This window comes from Paenibacillus sp. PL2-23 (assembly GCF_040834005.1).
In the GTDB taxonomy this organism is placed as follows: domain Bacteria; phylum Bacillota; class Bacilli; order Paenibacillales; family Paenibacillaceae; genus Pristimantibacillus.
This window is the reverse complement of record NZ_CP162129.1, coordinates 5,348,286-5,366,875: the sequence shown is the minus strand read 5'-3', so window position 1 is coordinate 5,366,875 and position 18,590 is coordinate 5,348,286. Positions and strand designations below refer to the sequence as shown.

General features: G+C 53.1%; 11 protein-coding genes. All 11 read left to right on the top strand.

The window, feature by feature from the left end; translation table 11 throughout:
* The first annotated feature begins 70 nt into the window (after positions 1–70).
* Positions 71–931, top strand: coding sequence for an ATP synthase F1 subunit gamma (atpG, locus tag AB1S56_RS23705; protein WP_340870849.1), 861 nt, complete (start codon positions 71–73; stop codon positions 929–931).
* 41 nt (positions 932–972) lie between these two features.
* A complete protein-coding gene (gene atpD / locus AB1S56_RS23700) occupies positions 973–2,376 on the top strand; it encodes a F0F1 ATP synthase subunit beta (protein WP_340870850.1) in 1,404 nt (467 codons plus the stop codon).
* A 24-nt stretch (positions 2,377–2,400) separates the two neighbouring features.
* On the top strand, positions 2,401–2,799 hold the full coding sequence (locus AB1S56_RS23695) for a F0F1 ATP synthase subunit epsilon (protein ID WP_340870851.1): 399 nt from the start codon (positions 2,401–2,403) through the stop codon (positions 2,797–2,799).
* A 500-nt stretch (positions 2,800–3,299) separates the two neighbouring features.
* A complete protein-coding gene (locus AB1S56_RS23690) occupies positions 3,300–3,473 on the top strand; it encodes a hypothetical protein (protein ID WP_340870852.1) in 174 nt (57 codons plus the stop codon).
* 619 nt (positions 3,474–4,092) lie between these two features.
* Positions 4,093–6,444, top strand: coding sequence for a methyl-accepting chemotaxis protein (locus AB1S56_RS23685; protein ID WP_340870853.1), 2,352 nt, complete (start codon positions 4,093–4,095; stop codon positions 6,442–6,444).
* A 170-nt stretch (positions 6,445–6,614) separates the two neighbouring features.
* Positions 6,615–11,789, top strand: a complete 5,175-nt coding sequence (locus AB1S56_RS23680; RefSeq protein ID WP_340870854.1) for an S-layer homology domain-containing protein — start codon at positions 6,615–6,617, stop codon at positions 11,787–11,789.
* A 178-nt stretch (positions 11,790–11,967) separates the two neighbouring features.
* Entirely contained in the window at positions 11,968–12,600 is a 633-nt protein-coding gene (locus AB1S56_RS23675) for an SGNH/GDSL hydrolase family protein (protein ID WP_340870855.1), read from the top strand.
* Positions 12,601–12,731: 131 nt separating this feature from the next.
* On the top strand, positions 12,732–14,975 hold the full coding sequence (locus AB1S56_RS23670) for an AraC family transcriptional regulator (RefSeq protein WP_340870895.1): 2,244 nt from the start codon (positions 12,732–12,734) through the stop codon (positions 14,973–14,975).
* A 269-nt stretch (positions 14,976–15,244) separates the two neighbouring features.
* Positions 15,245–16,168 (top strand): sugar ABC transporter permease, encoded by a 924-nt coding sequence (locus tag AB1S56_RS23665; protein ID WP_340870856.1) that lies wholly within the window; start codon positions 15,245–15,247, stop codon positions 16,166–16,168.
* A 2-nt stretch (positions 16,169–16,170) separates the two neighbouring features.
* Positions 16,171–17,043 carry a carbohydrate ABC transporter permease gene (locus AB1S56_RS23660; protein WP_340870857.1) on the top strand — a complete coding sequence of 291 codons (873 nt, stop codon included), beginning with the start codon at positions 16,171–16,173 and terminating at the stop codon, positions 17,041–17,043.
* A 24-nt stretch (positions 17,044–17,067) separates the two neighbouring features.
* The gene (locus AB1S56_RS23655) at positions 17,068–18,582 is read left to right on the top strand and encodes an extracellular solute-binding protein (RefSeq protein ID WP_340870858.1); all 1,515 of its coding nucleotides are present in this window, start codon (positions 17,068–17,070) and stop codon (positions 18,580–18,582) included.
* The last annotated feature ends 8 nt before the right edge of the window (positions 18,583–18,590 follow it).

Here is an 18,590-nt window from a genome sequence, read left to right as displayed (position 1 = left end):
GGGCTCGTCCGGGCGTAGACCCTTACCACGCTCTGACGGAAGTCGGGGCACTCAAAGGCGGGTGAAACAAATGGCAAAAGGCATGCGCGATATTAAACGCGAGATCAAGAGCAAGCAAAACATGAAGCAGATCACGAAAGCGATGGAGATGGTCGCGGCTTCCAAGCTGAGAAAGGCACAGGAGGCAGCAACGCAATCCCGTCCTTACGCGGACAAGCTGAAAGAGGTTGTAGCGAGCATCGCAGCGGGCACCAAGGATGTGAAGCATCCCATGCTGGAGTCCCGTCCCATCAAGAAGACGGGTTATCTCGTCATTACGTCCGACCGCGGTCTGGCTGGCGGCTACAATGCTAACATCCTCCGCAAAGTGACGCAAACCATCAAGCAGAAGCATAAATCCGCAGACGAATACGCGTTATTCGTGATTGGGCGGAAGGGCCGCGATTACTTCAAGCGCCGCAACATGCCGATCATTGAAGAAGTGATCGGGCTTCCGGATGCTCCAACGTTCGCAGACATCAAATCGGTTGCTTCGACTGCCGTTCAGATGTTCGCGGATGGCGCTTATGATGAGCTCTACCTGTGCTACAACCAATTCGTGAACGCGATTACCCAGATTCCATCGGAAATCCGTCTGCTCCCACTTGAGGAGATTGACGGAGGAGCAGCGGTATCGGCTTACGAATATGAGCCATCGCCGGAAGGCGTGCTGGAGGTTCTGCTGCCGAAATACGCGGAGACGCTGATCTACAGCGCTGTGCTTGACGGCAAGGCTTCCGAATTCGGCGCGCGTATGACAGCCATGGGCAGCGCGACGAAGAACGCCACGAAGATGATCAACCAATTGACGCTGACGTACAACCGCGCGCGTCAGGCGGCGATCACGCAAGAGATTACCGAGATCGTTGCGGGAGCTAACGCACAATCGTAATTTGATTCTTAGCATATAAGAAGGAAGCAGGAGGGAAAGCAATGAAAAAAGGACGCGTTGTATCCGTCATGGGTCCAGTCGTCGACCTGGAGTTCGAACGCGGCAATCTGCCGGAGATTCTGAACGCCGTTAAGATCGACAACAAGGCTGTGGGCGGCGGTATCGACATTAACCTTACGCTTGAAGTTGCCGTTCACCTTGGCGACAACATGGTTCGCGCAATTGCAATGAGCACGACGGACGGTCTGGTTCGCGGTATGGAAGCCGTTGATACTGGCGCACCAATTACGATTCCAGTCGGCGCTCCTACGCTTGGCCGCGTATTCAACGTACTTGGCGAGCCAATCGACGAAGCTGGCGACGTTACATCCGAAGTGAATCTGCCGATTCACCGTTCCGCACCTGCGTTCGACGAGCTGTCCACGCAAGCGGAAATTCTGGAAACAGGCATTAAAGTTATCGACTTGCTCGCGCCTTACACCAAAGGCGGCAAAATCGGCCTATTCGGCGGTGCCGGCGTAGGTAAGACGGTAACGATCCAAGAGCTGATCAACAACATCGCGCAAGAGCATGGCGGTATCTCCGTATTCGCCGGCGTAGGCGAGCGTACTCGTGAGGGCAATGACTTGTACCACGAGATGAAAGACTCCGGAGTACTTAGCAAAACAGCGATGGTATTCGGTCAGATGAATGAGCCGCCAGGAGCGCGCGCGCGCGTTGCCTTGACGGGTCTGACAATGGCTGAATTCTTCCGCGACGAAGAAGGCCGCGACGTTCTTCTGTTCGTTGACAACATCTTCCGCTTCACGCAAGCGGGCTCCGAGGTTTCGGCCCTTCTGGGACGTATGCCATCGGCGGTAGGTTACCAGCCAACGCTGGCAACTGAGATGGGTCAGCTGCAAGAGCGTATCACGTCCACGAAAAAAGGCTCCGTTACTTCGATCCAGGCGATCTACGTTCCTGCGGACGACTACACGGATCCGGCTCCTGCTACGGCGTTTGCTCACCTTGACGCAACGACGAACCTGGAGCGTAAAATTTCCGAGATGGGTATCTTCCCGGCGGTTGACCCGCTGGCGTCCTCCTCTCGTATCCTGTCGCCTGAAGTACTGGGCGAAGAGCATTACAACGTCGCTCAAGGCGTGAAGAAGATTCTTCAGCGCTACAAAGAGCTTCAAGATATTATCGCGATTCTCGGTATGGACGAGCTGAGCGAGGAAGACAAGATCACAGTTGGCCGCGCTCGCCGCATTCAGCTGTTCCTGTCCCAGCCGTTCCACGTAGCTGAGCCGTTCACAGGCAACAAAGGCATCTACGTTCCAGTCAAAGAATCCGTACGCAGCTTCAAGGAAATTCTCGAAGGCAAATACGATCATCTTCCGGAAGAAGCTTTCCGTTACGTAGGAGTCATCGAAGACGCCGTGAAGAAAGCCGAAACGCTTTAATAGCGGTAGGCGGGAGGGATCCACATGAGTACCTTTCAGGTAGAAATCGTAACGCCAGAGCGCAAGGTGTACGAAGAGACGGCGAATATGGTTAGCGTAACAGGCTCGGAAGGCGAGCTCGGCATTTTGCCGAATCACATTCCGCTTGTAACGCCGCTTCGCATTGCTCCGGTTATAATCAAGCGCAATGGCCAAGTCGATGTCGTAGCCGTTAACGGCGGCTTTATCGAGGTTCGCAAGGACAAGGTTGTTATCCTGGCCGAAAGTGCCGAGATGGCAAGAGATATTAACGTGGAACGCGCCGAGGCTGCCAAGCAGCGCGCTCAGCAGCGTCTTGCCGCCAGGCAGGACGAAGTCGATTTCCGTCGCGCGGAGCTTGCGCTCCAGCGTGCTATGAATCGGATCGGCGTCTCGCAGCGTTAATTCCAATAGAAGAAGGCATCCGCAGGCTTCAGCGCCGGGATGCCTTTTTTGCATTTTCTCATTCAAATTCGGGGCGAAGCAGGCTTCTAACTCATGTTTAATGGGAGAGCGGTCGGCTGGCTGTATATCGTGTGAGTTTCAATAGTCGAATTTTCGTCCAAACTGGCGTTTGAGCTCGGTAACGATCATAAAAGACACTTAGAGCTCAAATTTGGCATCGCTCAGAATGTAACGGTCAAATTGGACGCTTAGCGGTCCGAAACGGAGGGACTCTCGCTCAATCGTTATTCTAACGATCGAAAATGTCCGTCACAGCCTGGGATCGCCAATTAGAGTCGTGTAAGCGTATTTTACGTTCGTTAGAAGCACCAATGCTACGCCTTGCGTGGACGAGATGATGCACAGGGCGAAGCTTTGTTTGGTTAGTTGGCGGAACAACGACACGAGGTGTCGTTGTTTGAGTGATTGAGGTAGATTGGCGTGCGATAACGATATGAGGTGTGGCTATAGCGGCGAAAGTGGAGTTAGTTGGCGGAACAACGACACCGCGTGTCGTTGTTGGAGCGGATGAGGTTCCTTGGAGCGCGATAACGACAAGAGGTGTGGCTATAGCGGCGAAGGGGCAGTTAGTTGGCGGAACAACGACACGAGGTGTCGTTGTTGTAGCGAATTAGGTCTCATGGAGCGCGATAACGACATGAGGTGTGGCTATAGCGGCGAAAGTGGAGTTAGTTGGCGGAACAACGACACGAGGTGTCGTTGTTGTAGCGAATGAGGTCCCTTGGAGAGCGATAACGACATGAGGTGTGGCTATAGAGGCGAAAGTGGAGTTAGTTGGCGTAACAACGACACGAGGTGTCGTTGTTGAAGCGGATGAGGTCCCTTGGAGAGCGATAACGACATGAGGTGTGGTTATAGCGGAGAAAGTGGAGTTAGTTGGCGGAACAACGACACGAGGTGTCGTTGTTGGAGCGGATGAGGTCCCTTGGAGAGCGATAACGACATGAGGTGTGGCTATAGCGGCGAAAGTGGAGTTAGTTGGCGGAACAACGACACGAGGTGTCGTTGTTGAAGCGCATGAGGTCTCTTAGCGCGCTACAGCGACACGCAATCTCGAAACTTATGATTAAAAAAATCAAAATAATCATCTATAAAATCATTTCAAATTGATAATAAATCATTCAAAAAATTTATTCGCATGAACAATGAATAATACCCAAATTTCTCTGCGTATATGTTAGAATAGTTAACATCATTAATAGGTAACAGCGGAGAGAGAGTGGGGAGAGATTTATGTTTGATTGGCTGGGCATGAAAACAGGGTTTCCGCTTTGGGTATCATGGCAGTTGAACAAGGATTTGAAGGAGGACGTAGAGTCAACGTTCGAGGGCTTTGCGGAGACGCGTAAGGAGCTGCTGCTGGGTTGGGCGGGGGATAACTGGATGCTGATGGAGCGACTGCGTAACGAGGTGGAAGGGCTGCTGCATGCGTCGACGGCTGGTGCACCTCAAACGCTGACAGGTGTGCCACAGTCGCTGACAGGTTCACCTCAAACGCTGACAGGTGCGCCTCACACGCAGGCTGGTGCGCCACAATCGCCGACACGTTCGTCTCAATCGCAGGCTGGCGCGACGTCTCAATCGTCGGTGCTCCTCGAAGCGCTGTTGCAGAGCACCTATAATCGCGCTATCGATATGACGGAGCTGTTTTATCTCGATGCTAAGGATGGCTGCGTTGCGGCATCCACACATAATAAGCACCTCGGACAGCGGTACGGAGAGGGAAGCTTGCTGCATGAAGCGCTCCAGTATGCCAGCCATGGCGGAGAGGGCCGCAATTGCCTGTATGGGCCGTATCGCGATCCCGTCACGCTTCAGCTTGGCGCTAGAAGCTCTTCGTTTCATGACGCGGTTACGCTTCTGTTCGTTGCACCGGTGAAGCTTAACGGCATTCTGACGGGCTTCATCTGCGGTCGTGTGCCAAACGATGTCATTGGCGACCTCATTCAACGGGAGTCGGGCCATGTGTATCCGGATTCCGGAGACAACTATATCTTTATGGCGAAGCCGATGCTGAATCCATCCATTAAGCCGGGCACGGCGCTTTCCCGCAGCCGATTCGAGGATCGCACCTTCACCCACGGCGAGAACCTGAAGGACGGCGTCACAACCGAATGGGGCACGGTAACCGTGAAGGAGCATACCGAGCTGGAGCTGCTGTTCACCGATCCGGCGACTGGCGAGCTGCATCCCGGCGTGGCGAACACAATCCGCAATGGAAGCAACCTGTTTGTCGAATTCCCAGGCTACTCGGATTATCGCCATATTTCTGTCATTGGCAAAGGGGTTACCTTCCAGCTGCCGCATTGCCCCGACAAGTGGGGCATGATGTGCGAGGGCGATCTGGAAGAGGTTTACCGCATTCGCAGCATCCGGTTCCGTCAGCTGAAGCTGCATGTGCTGACGACGCTTACGGCAAGCATTCTTCTGGCTCTGCTGGTCACCTTTGTTGCGATTCAGGCGCCGGTCTGGGCGATCGGACTTGTAGCTGGAAGCTGCAACCTGTTGTTTGGTCTCGGGGTTATCGGCTTCTTCAAAAAAAGAGAGGATCGCCGCGTCGTCAACCATATGCGGGACGTCACACGATTTATCCGTATGAACGCGGAGGGCAGGGGCGATCTGACCAAGCGCTTGCCGCTCACCTCCTTCGACAATGATGAGATCAAGGACATGGCTAAGTGGCTGAACAATATGATGGATTCCATTGAAGGCATTATGCTGCAGGTGAAAGCGGCGGCCTCCGATGTGACCGCCAGCCAGCGCGCGCTGAACGATACGGCGAATGCCACATCGCACTCGACAAGCAGGGTCAGCGGTCAAATTAACGAAATGATCAGCAGCATACGGCTGCAGCTGAAGGATATCGACATGGCGAAGGAAACGGCGGATATGATGCGCGCCACGCTGCTTAGGCTGGAGGAGCAGGCCGCCGAGCAGATTGTAATGGCGAAGCAGGAAGTGGATCGGATCGGCGACAAGATGGGCCATATATCGGCCAAGGTTGGCGAGACGAACGAGACCATCCGCACCTTTATGAAGACCGTTCAGGAAATTCAAAGCGTGCTGCAGGTCATCGAGCAAATTTCGTCGCAGACGAATCTGCTGGCGCTGAACGCCTCGATTGAAGCGGCCCGTGTCGGCGAGCAGGGCCGTGGCTTCGCTGTCGTCGCCAGCGAAATTCGCAAGCTGGCTAACAGCACGAGAGAGTCGACGGAAGAAGTCCATGCCATCACGCACAAAATCTATAAGGAAGCGGAGCGGGCGTACGTCTCCATGGACGAAGGTACGCAGGTGGTGGAGGAAGGCAATCAATACGTGGCTGCGGCCAAAGCCACATTGTCCGCTGCGCATTCTCAGGATGCCAGGAAATCAGCCGTTGTGGACGAGGTGGTCCAGCTGCTGGAGAATATCGCCCTGGTCAGCCGAGAGAACCGCAAGGTATCGGGCCAGGTGGAGAGCCGGATGAAGGAGCTGATCCAGGAGATGGGCAGCGTCCAGCAAACCTCGCAGAATGTGGAATGGATTACGACGCTGATGCACCAGATGGTGGGTCAGTTCAAGCTGACGGACAATCGGGTGCGTTAGGCGTAGATTAGCCGGTCTCATTGCTTATAAGAGCGATGGGACCGGCTAATTGTATGTTAGCTAAAAAAAGTACAACCCTACATAAGCAAATTCCTCGCCATGAACCCCTCCTTTCTATATAGTGAAGCTGTATATGTAAGCGCTATCTTAGTTAGAGAGGGAGTCATTCTATGAAACAAGGCTTATTGAAAAGAAGCGTTAGTATGGTCCTAAGCTTCGCCCTCATTTTTTCGTTTATTCCGCCGGTTGACCGGGCGGAGGCTTCGCAGAATACTGATTCTGCAGCCTATTATGAGGACAACGAACGGTTCGACGATTTCCAGAACCTCGATTCGACGATCCCTATGGGCCAAGCTGTAAACTCCAGCAATACAACGGCGAGAACCTTGAATAATTGGAGATCCAATGCAAGTGCCGGAGTATGGAGCATCGGCACAGACGCAGGCTCGAATGTCGGGATGGTCTTGAACGGAAACGGCACGTCGACAGCGTGGCTTATTGAATATTCCGCCAATGATGTGCTGTTCTCAGCCAAGGTTAAGCCGGACACGAGCTCGGCGACCAGCACGTCCTACTTCGGTGTGGCCACACGGGTAACGGACAATAACAACATGTATGCGGTGGCTATACGCAAGGTATCGGCGACACAGCACAATCTGGTGTTGTTCAAGCGGGTTTCGGGAACGATTACAGAAATTTCGCAATCTGTGCCGATTCCGAATTTTACAGCCAACCAATATTACCGGATGACGATGCAAACCACCGGCACGCCGGGCAACACGGTCTTGATCGGCTCCATTGAAGGCGGTCCGACGGTAACAGCAACGGTTACGGATACAACAGGCATCCCGACAGGCTCAAGCGTAGGCTTCTTCGGAAGCAGCAGCATGAAGGCGTTTGTGGATGATATCTATGCCATGAAGCTGTTCCCTGGTACTCCGACTGGGGTTACCATCGTCTCTGCAGTGGACAATCAGATCAGCCTGAAGTGGTCCGGCGCAGCCGGAGCGGAGCGGTATCATGTGAAGCGAGGAACAGCGCCAGGCGGACCTTTTACCACCATTGCAACGGTGTCCTCCGGCAGCTATCAGGATACCTCGGTCACCAATGGCAGCACCTATTATTATGCGGTGAGCTCAGCCGCCAAAACGATGGATGGCGTGTATCTCGACGGCAGCCTGTCGGCCTCTGCGGCCGCGTCTCCGCTGGCTTCAACGGCAGCGCCCGAAGCACCGGGCCAGCTGTTCGCTGCCATTCGCGACACGGAGGTCGGCATTACATGGACGGAGGTGCCGAATGCCGTCGGCTACAAGATTAGCCGCAGCAGCATCTCGGGCGAGAGCTACAGCGTCGTTGCCACTGTGGATGGCGTGAGCACGAGCTACCTGGATCAGGGCTTGACCGTACACACCGATTATTATTATACGGTAACGGCGTATAATGCATCCGGCGACAGCCTGGCATCTCCTGAGCTGTACGCCAGAACGGAATATCCGCCTCTTGCGCCGCAAGGCTTGACGGCCATTCCAGGCCATTCCACGATTAAGCTGCAATGGCAGCCCGTCGCAGATGCGGTATCGTATACGCTGAAGAGGGCCAGCTCCTCCGGCGGCTCCTATTCCGTACTGGCTTCAGGCTTAACAGCGCCTGCTTATGAGGACAGCAATCTTCAGAACGGCGAAACGTATTTCTATGTGGTGCAAGCGCTCAACGACAAAAACGGCAGCAGCTTGAATTCCCTGGAGGCTTCCGCCAAGCCGCAAATGCGCTATACGTTTACAGAGACGCAAGTATCGGCCAGCGCCTTCGACAGTATGTACAACGGAGACGGCACTTGGGGCAATAAACCGGCCAACACGATTGATGACAACCCCAATACAAGATGGGGTGCGAATGGTGAAGGAGCTTGGGTGCAATACGACCTGGGCACGGTGTCAACGATCGGCTACGCAGGCATCGCCTTCTACAAAGGAAACGAAAGATCCTATGCCTTCGATATTCAGAGCTCTAACGACGGCATAACCTGGAATACCATCTACACCGGCAACAGCAGCGGCAAAACGCTCGGAATGGAGACGTTCGACGTAGACAATACGGACGCTCGATATGTTCGAATTGTGGGCAAGGGCAACAGCGCGACTGCTTACAACGGCTATACGGCGGTGCATGTGTATTCCCCGGTCTCGGGCGATACTACCGACCCTATCGGACCTGTGAATCAGCAGCCTGCCCCTAACGTGGGTGAGCGCCCTATCATGGCGGGACTATACAATCCTGACGGAACCCCGCATGAGCTGCCGTTGCCGAATGCAACGACAGGCACACGAATTAATGTGAAGGATCATGGCGCTATTGGAGATGGCGTGGCGGATGACCGTCTAGCGATCCAGAATGCCATCAACGCGGCGCAGCCGGGCGATGAAGTGTATTTGCCGAACGGCATCTACAAGCTCATGAGCACCTATTCTGCGGATACACACATTATGCTGAAGACAGGGGTTAATCTGACGGGAGAGAGCCGTGAAGGCGCGATTCTGCTGTCTGACTTCGACAACCGACTGGGTCCGGATGATGTCAGCACTGGCCTGACGAATGCCAGCAGCCGAGTGCTGTCGGCCATGAATCTGAACAGCATTACGATCTCGAGCCTGACAATCTCATCCACCTGGGATAATGAATACCCGACGGACCCTGCAATCGCCCATCCGCTTCGCGGCGGGTACAAGCATGGCATCTATATTGACAAGTCCACAAGCGGCAGCTCAGCCAGCGCGCCATACAATATCGTGGTGGACAATGTCATTATCGAGAAATTTGAGAAAACCGGAGTGCGTATGGCCAAGGGCAAGCATCTTGTTGTTCGCAACTCCATATTCCGCGACGCAACCGATATTGGCGGAGGCGGTGCGGGTTACGGCATCGCGCTGCAAGGCGATTTCAAGGTTGACCGTTACGGCTATGAGGAAGATTCCCAGTTCAATCTTATTGAGAACAATGTATTCGACGGCACCAATGCGATGCGCCACGGCATCATTGTGCAGGCATACACGCATAACAACCTGGTGCATAACAACACCTTGATCAACAACACCTATGACGCGATTGATCTGCACGGGGAAGACGAATATTTGAACGAGGTATCAGGCAATACCATTATTGGCACACGCAGAGGCGCCGGCATAGCGCTTGGCAATACTGGCGGCGGCTATCCCAGCAATCACAGCGAGGCTGGACCGTTCAATTATATTCACAGCAACACGCTGCGCAACAATGCGGAGGGCATTACGGTGGTGCTTGGATCGCCGGATACCATCATTGAAAACAATATCATCGAGATTGATCGTTCGACCTTCGTCAGAGGTCCATACCAGCAATCGCTAATTGGCCTTCGTCTGTTGAACGCGCCAAGAACGATTGCATCGAAGAACACGATTCGGAATTTCGAAGCGACGGATGTGCCGATCCTGCTGGATTACGATAACGGCGACACGAATGCAGGTTATATCGGCAACGGCAACCCGCGTGACATTCAGCTGCTGGACAACAACATTGAAGGCAGCATGCGCGGCATCGAAATTCGCAAAGGACATGGGCATGTGGTGACGCCGAGCGGCGTTCCCATTCTAAACATGGCTGGAAATCCAATCTATAACGCGGTGCATTACGCCGCTGAGGACACACGGGGCCAAGCGGAAGGGCCGTTCGCGGCACTGTTCAAGTTCGACCTGGCGAACATCGATTTACGGGGCGCTGCGTCGCTCCAGCTCAGCGGCAGGCTGACGGATACGAATCCTGGCGGCGAGACGATTACGCTTCAGGTCTATGGCATGACAAGCACAGATATGAGCAGCCCTTCGGCAGCAGCAGCTGAGGATGGTGTGTATCTCGGTGAATTCACGATGAAGGGCTTCAAGGATAATACGTATAATCTGCCTTACAATGTGGATTCCTACAATATCTCGACGGATGCCATGACGCAGTATGTGAACAGCAGGCTGGACGGCGAAGCTGTATTCCTGGTCGCCGACATGACCGGTCAAGGCGTGCCAATCGAGCTGTATGCGGCGAGCCATCCTTTCATTAACGTTCGTCCGTTGCTGAAGACGGCAGCATATGTGCCGCCTGTCTATCCGGTGACTCCGAACGACAATGAAAAGCCTGCGGATAATACCGTATTGCTGGATACGAATGTCGTCACCTCCAACGGTAAAACGATCGCCCAGGCGAAAGCAGACGGCAAGGCTGTCGAGGATGCCGTGAAGCGCGCGGTTAACGGCCGCCTGACCTTGACGGTTGATCCGGTGGCAAACACGGCTGGCTCCAAGGTTCTCGTGAATAGCGCGGCTCTGCGTAAGGCTGCCGGGGATGGACTTGTCCGCACCTTGGTTGTCGAGAGCGGACTTGGAAGCTATCAATTGCCGATTACAGGAGCTCTGCTTCAGGAGCTTGGCGGAGCGAGCGAGCTTGCCATCGTCATAACCCATGATGCTGCGGCGGCTGAACGTGCGAAGGCAGATGGATGGAAGGTGAAGGCTTCCGTTGACTTTACGGTGCTGGCCGTCGATTCTGATGGCGCTTCGACGGAAATCTCGTCCTTCCAGCAGTATGTTCCTCGTACCATTAAGACGGCTGATAAGGTGAATGAAAACATGACGGCTGTGGTTCGTGTAGAGAAGGATGGGAATGGGGAGATTCGTTACACCTCGATTCCTTACACGATCTCCGGAGATACAGTGACGCTATACAGCAGAACCAACAGCACCTATATGGTTCTGGAGAATGCCGCTTCCTTCGGGGATGTGACGAAGCACTGGGCGAAGGAAGAAATCGAGCGTATGGCTGCAAGACGCATCGTGCTTGGCATAAGCGACGCGGAGTTCAAGCCGGACAAGGCGGTGACAAGAGCCGAGTTCGCCGCTCTCGTCACAAGGACGCTTGGGTTGTCCGCGGCGTCGTCCGGCACAGATTCAGCCTTCCATGATGTCACTGAGAAGGACTGGTACTTTGCGGGTGTGAAAGCGGCTGTCGAAGCGGGAATTGTGCTCGGCTATGAGGATGGCACCTTCCAGCCGAACAGAACGATTACCCGTCAAGAGATGGCGGTTATGATTCACCGCGCAATGGTATTTGCCGGCTATTCGAGCGAAGACAGCCAGAGCGGCCAAGCCTTCAAAGATGCGGACGTATTCCAGGGCTGGGCGAAGGAATCCATTGCTCTGATGGCTTCCATGGGTATCGTCAATGGCGTTGGAGAGGACCGATTCGCTCCCAATGAGACGGCAACCCGCGCACAGAGCTCCGCTATCCTGTATCGGATGCTGCAGCGACTGACCTTCACCAACTAAGGAGTGGCCTATAAGAACCGTTCTCCAGCCCAGGCTGGCAGGAACGGTTCTTTCCTGTTTGTATAGGTTTCCTGTTTGTATAGGAACGGATGGGAAGTTACGGTACAATGGTAGGGAATAGCATCGTGCAGCGCTTCATGGTTGAGTGGCTATGAAGGATGAGAGGAGAGGACATGAAGTGAGAAAGTTGTTTGTTGTGGGTGACAGCATCTCGATACAGTACGGACCGTTCTTGAAGGCCGAGGTGGAGCAGGAGTTTCATTACGATCGGAAGCGGGGAGAGGCGCAGGCCTTGGTCAATCTGGACAAGCCCGTGGGAGCCAATGGCGGAGACAGCGCCAGAGTGCTGGAATATTTGTCGAGCGAGCGTGAGCAGGGTGTGCGGTATGATATTCTGTTGGTGAACTGCGGCCTGCATGATATCAAGACCAGCGTAACAACCGGAGAGAAGCAGGTGTCCGCCCAGCAATATAAAGACAACCTGGAGCAGATTGTGGAGACGGCGCGCAGCATGTCCAATCATCTGATCTGGATCACTACCACGGATGTGATTGACGAGATTCATAATGCCCAAAGCGAAGCCTTCCATCGCTTTCATAGCGATGTGCTCGCCTACAATGCCATAGCGGCGGACTTGATGGCTCGGCATGAGGTGCCTGTCATTGATCTGTACACATTCACGCAGGCCTTCGGCGCTGAAGCTTATCGGGATCATGCCCATTTCACGGAGGAAGTACAGCGTCAGCAGGCTGGCTTTATTGCGAAATGGCTGTTTGAAGCGGGCTTTCATCTGGCGCAGCCGCGTGGATAACAGCAGATTAGACCCTATAAGTATGCAGTAAGCGACTGATTTTTAGGTCATATGAGGTTTATTGCCTCCGCAGGGTAGTGCACTATAATAGGTAGACTACAACATAATATATCCTGGGGGGACAACGTGTGATGAAGTACAGCTACTTGAAAAAATTGTTTATATACAGTTTACTCTTGGGCGCTTTACCGGTAATCGCAATGGGTGTGTTCTCTTATGACCGCGCTTCGACTGTCGTCCAGCAGAAAGTGGATGAAGCGAACCGACAAATACTGAATACGACCAAAAACAGTCTCGAGCATAGACTGGAAACGGCACATGTGATGGCTACCCAATTTACGACCTCAACGCTGGCGGTAGCGGCGCTGCGCATGGATATAGATCGAGGAGATTTCCAGACGGTTACGAATCTGGTGAAGGCCATGCAGGGCTTTCAAGTATTCGATTTCGTCCAGAGTGTTCACTATGTCAACCTGGAGAAGGGTTGGGTCATCAGCTACAAGGGGATGGAGCGGCTGGACAGCGAGGAGAAGCTGGCGGAATGGACCGCCGCCTTATCCAAGGAGCGGACCTCGCAATGGGAGACGGGCATTGAGGAGGGTGTAGTCACCTTAATTAAGCCCTTGCCCTTCCTGTCGGAGAAGCTGCCGCCCAGCGCGGCGTTCGTTATGCGGTTCTCCCCCCGCTTGTTTGACGGCATAGTCAGAAGCGAAAGCTTCGGGGATACGGTCATATACAATGAAAATATGGAATTAATCTTTCGCAATTCGGAAACCTTAAGCTCCAGAGACCCGCAGGATGAATTCGAGCTGCAGTCGAAGGTCAAATTTGCCAAGCAGCAGGATATTCGACTGGAGCTGGCAGGCGAGCCCATGCTGGCTACCATCGCGGACTCCGCCTTCAACGACTGGAAATATGTATCCTTGGTCCAGTTGTCCGATATTCGGAAGGAGTCGCAGTCCATTGGCTGGGTGACGCTGATTATGTGTCTCGTCATCGTGTCTATTACGCTTAGTCTGGCGTGGCAAGGGTCCAGGATGTTCTACTCCCCTATTCGACGGCTGAAGGATATGGTCGCCGGCACCAGCCATGCGCCGGGCACATCCGCTGCCGCGGACGAGCTTCAGTATATTCATACAGGCATACAGGGACTTCTCGGCAATCGGATGGAGCTGCAGAAGCAATTGCAGAAGCAATACCCGTACCTGAATGAGCTGTTTGTCATGAAGCTTCTGCTCGGTCAATTGTCGAACAAAGAGATCAACGAGCATATCGACACCTTCGATATTCCCCGCAATTGGGAGCAATTCAGCGTTCTTACCCTGCGTATTCATACGCTGGATCAAACCCGGTTCGAGGAGAGGGATATGGGTCTGATCCTGTACGCCGTCAAAAATATGATGGAGGAGATTCTGACGCCAGCCCAGCCGTTCAAGCCCATTATTATGAATGAGAGCTGCACGGCTATATACGTCAATCCCCTGCAAGGGAAGGGCGCGCAGAATGAAGGCGGCCTGATGATGGCATGCGAGGAGATGGAGGAGAAGATCCGAGCGTTCCTGGGGCTCGATATTCAGATCGGCTTAAGCCGGATCCATAACGAGCTGGATCAGCTGTCTATCGCCTTTGCGGAATCCGCTACAGCACTGCGCTTCTGTCAGCGTACCGGCTGCCGCGGCGTCATGAATTCCGAGGAGGCGGACCCCGGCAGGCTGCTGGAGATGTCGTATCCTGTTCGACGCGAGCAGGAGCTCTTGGAGGCTGTGCAGAGCGGAGATCGGGAATCGGCCTACGACATTGTGGAGAGAATTCTGCAGGAAGTGGAGAAGAGACAGTTCACACAGATGGAGGCGCAGGTGCTCTTCTACCAGCTGCTGGTCAAGCTGATCGGCTTGCTGCAATGGGATGAGCAGACGCTGAAGAAGATGCTCCTGGACGCGGAATATATCCAGGCCTTATTCCGTACGACAAGCTTCGAGGAGCTGGGCCACTGGTTCACCCATGTCGGCATGGAGCAGCTGTTCGACCTTCTGCTCGCTCGGGAGCAGACACACCAGAGCCAGATTGCCGCGCAGATCAAGCATTTGGTGCAGACGAGGTTCGAGGAGAATCTAACTCTTGAGGCTATTGCCGACAGGATGAACTTCAACGCCAACTACTTAAGCCGAGTATTCAAGAAGGAAGCCGGCATGAGCTTCAGCGACTACATGGCGATCACGAAGCTGGAGATGGCCAAGCATCTGCTGACGACCAGCGACTTGAAGGTGCAGGAGGTGGCGGAGAAACTGCATTATCAGAGCACGACCGCGTTTATTCGCTACTTCCGCAAAATGGAGGGCATGACGCCTTCCAGCTACCGAGAGATGAAGCAATAGCCGATACAAGCATGTCTTCTCAGTATGGGGGACATGCTTTTTGTATGCCATGCGATGTCATCAGAGGTCATACCCTGCCCAAACGATATGCAAGGTGTGACATCCGGGGTGTGCATCTGCTGCACACCCCGGCTTTCTCCACGTGTTTCTACTATATATAGCGCCAATAATGTGCATGGGATGCGTCTGCATGTGTGAGGGTGCTGCATATAGACTTCCGGCTGGAATGGCTTTAAGGTGAATGTACAACAGGAAGAGGAGGTGGCCGCATGGAACATACAGGAACCAGCTATCGATGGTATAAACCATTCATCAGAGATCGTTGGTTATACCTCATGTTATTGCCCGGCATTTTATTCTTTATCGTCTATAAGTATTTACCCATGTGGGGAGTTATCATCGCGTTTCAGAATTATTCGCCCTCACTAGGGCTGATGGATAGCGCCTGGGTAGGGTGGAAGCACTTTGATCGCTTGTTTTCAGAACCAACCTTCTGGAGACTGTTCCGCAACACACTGCTGTTATCCGTCTATCAGCTGACTTTCTTCTTCCCGATTCCCATCATTCTAGCGCTCATGCTGAATGAACTGAGACAGCAGCTGTTCAAACGGTTCGTGCAGACCGTTATTTACATCCCGCATTTCGTCTCCTGGGTCGTTATCGCAGGGATCAGCTATCTCTTCTTGACACCGGAGGGCGGGTTCATTAATGAATCGCTCGCGGCGCTCGGACAAGAAAAAGTCAACTTTCTGATGAGCGAGGACTGGTTCAGGACGCTGCAGGTATCGCAGGTCGTCTGGAAGGAAGCGGGCTGGGGTACAATCATTTTCCTTGCCGCGCTGGCCGGCGTTGATCCGCAGCTCTATGAGGCAGCGAAGATTGACGGCGCCAACAGGTGGAGGCAGCTATGGCATATTACGTTGCCCGCGCTGCGCAGCACGATTGTCATCCTGTTCATCCTGAGACTTGGAGATATTATGGAGCAAGGCGTAGAGCATATCCTGCTGCTCATCAATGCGCTCAATCGTGAGGTCGGCGAGGTGTTCGACACCTATGTCTACACGGTGGGGCTGCTCCAAGGTAATTTCAGCTACAGTGCGGCGGTAGGGCTGTTCAAATCGCTGGTTGGCTTGATCCTTGTACTGGTAGCAAATTATCTGGCTAAGAAAGCGGGCGAAGAGGGGGTGTTCTAGACATGTCGAAAACCTTCGGCGAAAAAAGCTTTGACGTTTTCAACATTGTGATTCTGAGCTTGATTGCAGTCGTTATGATCTTCCCGTTTATCTACATTACGGCGATGTCCTTCTCCGATGAGAAGACGATCGCACAGGGCGGATTAATTCTATTCCCGAAGGGCTGGTCCCTGGAAGCGTACAAGTATATCTTCTCCACGGATACGCTGATGAGAAGCTTATATAATTCCATCCTGATTACGCTTGGCGGAACACTCGTCAACCTGATCATGACCAGTCTGATGGCTTATCCACTGTCCAAGGGCTACCTGAAGGGCAGAAAAACAATTATTATGTTTGTTGTCTTCACGATCCTGTTCAGCGGCGGTTTGATTCCTACGTTCCTCATCGTCAAATGGACAGGGCTGCTTGACAGCATGTGGTCGGTCATTATTCCGACCTCCATAAGCGCATTTTACCTGATCATTCTGAAGAACTTCTTCCAGCAGATACCTGATGGCCTGGAGGAATCCGCCAAGATCGACGGCGCCAACGATATGGTCATCCTGCTTCGGATCGTATTGCCGCTGTCGCTGCCGGCTATGGCTACCTTTGCCTTGTTTTACGCCGTCAGCCACTGGAATATGTACTTCCAGGCGATTATGTATATCAATGACAACACCAAGTGGCCGATACAGGTTGTTCTGAGACAAATCGTTATTCTGTCGCAGAGCTCTATCGGGGATAACTCCTCCTTGGCTGATGAGGTCATATTGCCTCCGCAGTCGATCAAGATGGCGGTTATCGTGTTCGCAACAGTGCCTATCATGCTTGTGTATCCGTTTCTTCAGAAGCACTTTGCCAAAGGCGTGCTCTTGGGCTCTGTCAAAGGCTGATATATAAATAGGGAGGTTATGGTTATGAAAAGAAGAGGTTGGGTAATCGCTTTATTAGCTAGTTCGTTAGTGCTGGGAATGGTGGGCTGCAGCAACAATGGTGCGAAGCCTAGTGAATCTGCGAATCCATCGCAGACAACGGGAACAGGAGGAGAGAAGGCCGAGGAGCCGTTCGAGCTCAGCGTGCTGTTCCATTATGACAGTGAGCCTCCAAAAAATGATTCTGAGGTAGTCAAGCTCATCGAAGAATACACCAACACAGAGCTGGATGTGCTGTCCGTTCCTTCCTCCACTAGCGCGGAGAAGTTCAATGTTACGGTGGCTTCAGGCAACTTCCCATCAGCGATCAAAACGTTCTATGAAACACCTGTCGTCAATGCGATTCAAACAGGCATCTTCTGGGAAATTGGCCCATACCTGCAGGACTATCCTAACCTTTCCGCCATTAACCCTCTTGTCTATGACAATATAAAAGTCGATGGCAAAATTTATGGCATCCCATCCGTTCGCGATCTGGCGCGTAATACGATGGTCTACCGTAAAGACTGGCTGGAGAAGCTTGGCCTGCCAGAGCCAACAACAGTGGATGAGTTCTACAACATGCTGCATGCATTCGCTACAAAGGATCCAGACGGCAATGGCAAAAATGATACCTACGGTCTGATTGAATACAATACGCTGTTCAACATGGATATCATCGCTGCTTACTTCGGAGCGCCGAATCAGTGGGGCGAGGAAAACGGACAGCTAGTGCCTTCCTTCGCAACAGATGCTTATCTGGAAGCGCTGCAATTCTACCGCAAGCTGTTCGATGAGAAAATTATTAACCAGGACTTCCCTATCACATCTCGCGATCTGTGGTTCAATATGTGGGATGCAGGCGAAGCGGGAGCTATGCGCCAGGTTACTCAGAACGGTCTGATCCGTCAACGCGGCGCTCAGAAGACAGATCCTAATGCTGAGATTGACATGGTATCCCTGCTGGAAGGCCCTCGCGGCAAGATGATCTACTCGGAACGCGGAAGCAACGGCTTCTTCCTGATCTCGAAGTCCGCTGTGAAGACGGAAGAGGATCTGAAGAAAGTGCTGTCGTTCTTCGACAAGCTGATGGATAAGGAAATGTCCGATCTGTTCAACTGGGGTATCGAGGGTCAAACCTATACCGTTACTGACGGTAAAGCGAAGCATGTAGAAGGCGAAGCCTACAATAAGCTTCTCTCCCCGTACAACCAGCTTGCCGTTGGCGATATCGTGAAAAACTCGACGCCAGGCGTTCTGGAGCCGCTCCAAATGCTGGGTGTGGAGATGAATAAGGAAAACGAGCAATTCGCGCTTGCCAACCCTGCTCTGACGCTGAATTCTCCTACGAATACGGAGAAGGGCGCGCAAATCATTAAGATCATCGAGGATGCCAGAATCAAATTCATCCTGGGCGAGATTGACGAAGCAGGCTGGGAGAAGGCTGTACAGGACTGGATGAAAAACGGCGGCCAAAACATCATTGAAGAATACACGGCTGCTTACAAGCAAAATCAGTAGTACTAAAG

Excerpts from the sequence above, each read along its gene's own strand:
- atpG (WP_340870849.1), top strand. The coding sequence starts at position 71 with ATGGCAAAAGGCATGCGCGATATTAAACGCGAGATCAAGAGCAAGCAA.
- atpD (WP_340870850.1), top strand. The coding sequence starts at position 973 with ATGAAAAAAGGACGCGTTGTATCCGTCATGGGTCCAGTCGTCGACCTG.
- AB1S56_RS23695 (WP_340870851.1), top strand. The coding sequence starts at position 2,401 with ATGAGTACCTTTCAGGTAGAAATCGTAACGCCAGAGCGCAAGGTGTAC.
- AB1S56_RS23685 (WP_340870853.1), top strand. The coding sequence starts at position 4,093 with ATGTTTGATTGGCTGGGCATGAAAACAGGGTTTCCGCTTTGGGTATCA.
- AB1S56_RS23680 (WP_340870854.1), top strand. The coding sequence starts at position 6,615 with ATGAAACAAGGCTTATTGAAAAGAAGCGTTAGTATGGTCCTAAGCTTC.
- AB1S56_RS23670 (WP_340870895.1), top strand. The coding sequence starts at position 12,732 with ATGAAGTACAGCTACTTGAAAAAATTGTTTATATACAGTTTACTCTTG.
- AB1S56_RS23665 (WP_340870856.1), top strand. The coding sequence starts at position 15,245 with ATGGAACATACAGGAACCAGCTATCGATGGTATAAACCATTCATCAGA.
- AB1S56_RS23660 (WP_340870857.1), top strand. The coding sequence starts at position 16,171 with ATGTCGAAAACCTTCGGCGAAAAAAGCTTTGACGTTTTCAACATTGTG.
- AB1S56_RS23655 (WP_340870858.1), top strand. The coding sequence starts at position 17,068 with ATGAAAAGAAGAGGTTGGGTAATCGCTTTATTAGCTAGTTCGTTAGTG.